The sequence below is a fragment of the Rhizobium tibeticum genome (genome assembly GCF_900110205.1).
Lineage (GTDB): Bacteria > Pseudomonadota > Alphaproteobacteria > Rhizobiales > Rhizobiaceae > Rhizobium > Rhizobium tibeticum.
This window is the reverse complement of the sequence record NZ_FOCV01000097.1, coordinates 1-2500: the sequence shown is the minus strand read 5'-3', so window position 1 is coordinate 2500 and position 2500 is coordinate 1. Positions and strand designations below refer to the sequence as shown.

The window sequence follows — 2500 nt, the reverse complement described above, 5'->3', positions numbered from 1 at the left end:
CAAACTCCGAATACCGGGGAGTACTAGTCGGCAGACACACGGCGGGTGCTAACGTCCGTCGTGAAAAGGGCAACAACCCTAACCTCCAGCTAAGGTCCCCAAGTCATGGCTAAGTGGGAAAGGATGTGAGGATCCCAAAACAACCAGGATGTTGGCTTAGAAGCAGCCATCATTTAAAGAAAGCGTAACAGCTCACTGGTCTAAATAAGGGTCTTTGCGCCGAAAATGTAACGGGGCTGAAGCCATGCACCGAAGCTGAGGATGTGTAGCAATACACGTGGTAGCGGAGCGTTCCGTAAGCCTGTGAAGGGATACCTGTGAGGGGTCCTGGAGGTATCGGAAGTGCGAATGTTGACATGAGTAACGATAAAGAGGGTGAGAGACCCTCTCGCCGAAAGACCAAGGGTTCCTGCTTAAAGTTAATCTGAGCAGGGTTAGCCGGCCCCTAAGGCGAGGCAGAAATGCGTAGTCGATGGGAACCACGTTAATATTCGTGGGCCTGGTGGTAGTGACGGATTGCTCAACTTGTTCAGACTTATTGGATTGTCTGGGCAGGGACGCGGTTCCAGGAAATAGCTCCACCGTATAGACCGTACCCGAAACCGACACAGGTGGTCAGGTAGAGTATACCAAGGCGCTTGAGAGAACTATGTTGAAGGAACTCGGCAAATTGCACGCGTAACTTCGGAAGAAGCGTGACCCCATGCTACGCAAGTATTGTGGGGTGGCACAGACCAGGGGGTAGCGACTGTTTATCAAAAACACAGGGCTCTGCGAAGTCGCAAGACGACGTATAGGGTCTGACGCCTGCCCGGTGCTGGAAGGTTAAGAGGAGAGGTGCAAGCTTTGAATCGAAGCCCCAGTAAACGGCGGCCGTAACTATAACGGTCCTAAGGTAGCGAAATTCCTTGTCGGGTAAGTTCCGACCTGCACGAATGGCGTAACGACTTCCCCGCTGTCTCCAACATAGACTCAGTGAAATTGAATTCCCCGTGAAGATGCGGGGTTCCTGCGGTCAGACGGAAAGACCCCGTGCACCTTTACTATAGCTTTACACTGGCATTCGTGTCGGCATGTGTAGGATAGGTGGTAGGCTTTGAAGCGGGGACGCCAGTTTCCGTGGAGCCATCCTTGAAATACCACCCTTATCGTCATGGATGTCTAACCGCGGTCCGTTATCCGGATCCGGGACAGTGTATGGTGGGTAGTTTGACTGGGGCGGTCGCCTCCGAAAGAGTAACGGAGGCGCGCGATGGTGGGCTCAGACCGGTCGGAAATCGGTCGTCGAGTGCAATGGCATAAGCCCGCCTGACTGCGAGACTGACAAGTCGAGCAGAGACGAAAGTCGGTCATAGTGATCCGGTGGTCCCGCGTGGAAGGGCCATCGCTCAACGGATAAAAGGTACGCCGGGGATAACAGGCTGATGACCCCCAAGAGTCCATATCGACGGGGTTGTTTGGCACCTCGATGTCGGCTCATCGCATCCTGGGGCTGGAGCAGGTCCCAAGGGTTTGGCTGTTCGCCAATTAAAGCGGTACGTGAGCTGGGTTCAGAACGTCGTGAGACAGTTCGGTCCCTATCTGCCGTGGGTGTAGGAATATTGACAGGATCTGTCCCTAGTACGAGAGGACCGGGATGGACATATCTCTGGTGGACCTGTTGTCCTGCCAAGGGCATAGCAGGGTAGCTACATATGGAATGGATAACCGCTGAAGGCATCTAAGCGGGAAACCAACCTGAAAACGAGTATTCCCTATCAGAGCCGTGGAAGACGACCACGTTGATAGGCCGGGTGTGGAAGCGCAGCAATGTGTGAAGCTTACCGGTACTAATAGCTCGATTGGCTTGATCGTTCTCATTGACAATGCTCATAGGGCAAGCGCGAAGCGCTTGTCCCGACAGAGCAGAGGCGTAAGCCTTTGCGACATGCCCGGCAAACACGCAGTGTTTGTCCGGTTTGTGACGCCTAGACGTGTTCAAGACGGCGAACATCAAATGTTCGCCCGGAAAAACGAGGTCGCAAGACCTCTGCCAGCTTCTCAATTGTTGCGCTTCGCTGACCTGGTGGTCATGGCGGGGCGGCTGCACCCGTTCCCATTCCGAACACGGCCGTGAAACGCCCCAGCGCCTATGGTACTTCGTCTTAAGACGCGGGAGAGTCGGTCGCTGCCAGGTCTGCTAAACGCAACATACAATCTTCTCATCACCTCCAACGGCCCAAGCCGGAAACAAAGGGCCGCCCAAAGCGGTCCTTTCTGCTTTCCAAACGCCGAAATGCAGAGCAAAATGCAACATGAGACAAATTGCGACCCAATTTGCTCAGGCACAATGCAGCACCGCAAAGCGGTGACGCAACCGTGACAAATCCAAAACGGATTTGCACACACCGGATAAACCGCATAGCGGTTTACCAAGATGGCGCGGGGTGGAGCAGCCCGGTAGCTCGTCAGGCTCATAACCTGAAGGCCGCAGGTTCAAATCCTGCCCCCGCAACCAAAT

General features: G+C 54.4%; 1 tRNA gene and 2 rRNA genes (1 of these 3 cut by a window edge). All 3 read left to right on the top strand.

Annotated elements, in window-relative coordinates:
* Window positions 1-1854, top strand: a 23S ribosomal RNA gene (locus tag BSG20_RS34480); it begins 1029 nt to the left of the window's first position.
* Window positions 1855-2061: 207 nt separating this feature from the next.
* Window positions 2062-2176, top strand: a 5S ribosomal RNA gene (gene rrf / locus BSG20_RS34475).
* Between the two features lie 244 nt (window positions 2177-2420).
* Window positions 2421-2497 (top strand) — tRNA-Met (locus BSG20_RS34470).
* The last annotated feature ends 3 nt before the right edge of the window (window positions 2498-2500 follow it).